3 protein-coding genes are annotated in these 1,039 nt (G+C 67.6%); 1 reads left to right on the top strand and 2 read right to left on the bottom strand.

Annotation, left to right across the window (positions count from 1 at the left end; translation table 11 throughout):
- Positions 1-296, top strand: a 296-nt coding sequence (locus JYK17_RS40270) for a GTP-binding protein (protein WP_222812327.1), incomplete at its 5' end; no start/stop codon positions are given.
- Positions 297-462: 166 nt separating this feature from the next.
- Here the strand turns inward: JYK17_RS40270 and JYK17_RS40265 are convergent.
- Together JYK17_RS40265 and JYK17_RS40260 are read right to left on the bottom strand one after the other, a co-directional pair.
- Complete coding sequence (locus JYK17_RS40265; protein ID WP_016432459.1) at positions 463-657, bottom strand: acyl-CoA carboxylase subunit epsilon; 195 nt, start codon at positions 655-657, stop codon at positions 463-465.
- Between the two features lie 26 nt (positions 658-683).
- Positions 684-1,039 (bottom strand): carboxyl transferase domain-containing protein (locus tag JYK17_RS40260; RefSeq protein WP_308011746.1); only part of this gene is annotated, 356 nt, incomplete at its 5' end.

Below are 1,039 nucleotides of genomic sequence, written 5' to 3'. Positions count from 1 at the left end.
GGTTCATGTGGGACGACCTGGTCCGCGGTGCGATCGGCGCGATCGTGCTCGTGGACACCCGGCGTCTCGCCGACTGCTTCCCGGCGGTCGACTACTTCGAGAACTCGGGTCTGCCCTTTGTGATCGCGCTCAACGGGTTCGACGGGAATCAGCCGTACAGCCCGGATGAGGTGCGGGAGGCGTTGCAGATCGGGCCGGACACTCCGATCATCACCACCGATGCGCGGCATCGTGCCGACGCGAAGTCTGCTTTGATCACGTTGGTGGAGCATGCGCTGATGGCGCGGCTTCGGTAACCGGTACTGGTTCTTGCGCTTGCGGCTACTGGGCTGCCACGGACGGTTGTTTGCCGTCTGCGGCGGCCCATTGGCTTGTCGCGCAGTTCCCCGCGCCCCCAAAAAAAACTAAAAGGGCCCCTCTCTGGTGAGAGGGGCCCTTCCGTGTGCTCAGGTGGCGTTCTGGCTAGCCGTGCCAGCTGTGGGGGGCTCGGAAGCCGCCCTCTCGCTCCAGGCGGCGCCAGGCGGCCTTGGGGCGGCCGGGGTGGGCCTGTACGTCCGACGGGGCGGCCGCGGCGCGAGCCAGGAGGACGGCCGTGATGGCGGCCACTTCCTCGGGCTCGGCGTGGCCCTTCTCGACGCGAATGTCAGGGGTGCTCATAGGTCTCGGTCTCCGTGAGAGAGGTGTTACTGCGGGGGGTTGCCGTGCTTGCGGGACGGCAGGTCCGCGTGCTTGGTCTGCAGCATCGCCAGGGAGCGGATGAGAACCTCGCGGGTCTCGGTCGGGTCGATGACGTCGTCGACCAGGCCGCGCTCGGCCGCGTAGTAGGGGTGCATGAGCTCGGACTTGTACTCCTTGACCATGCGGGCCCGCATGGCCTCGGGGTCCTCGGCGTCGGCGATCTGCCGGCGGAAGATGACGTTGGCGGCACCTTCCGCGCCCATCACGGCGATCTCGTTGGTGGGCCAGGCGTACGTGAGGTCCGCACCGATGGACTGGCTGTCCATGACGATGTAGGCGCCGCCGTAGGCCTTGCGCAGGA

It is taken from the genome of Streptomyces plumbidurans (assembly GCF_019857225.1).
GTDB lineage: Bacteria > Actinomycetota > Actinomycetes > Streptomycetales > Streptomycetaceae > Streptomyces > Streptomyces plumbidurans.
This window is presented reverse-complemented; position numbering and strand designations above follow the sequence as displayed.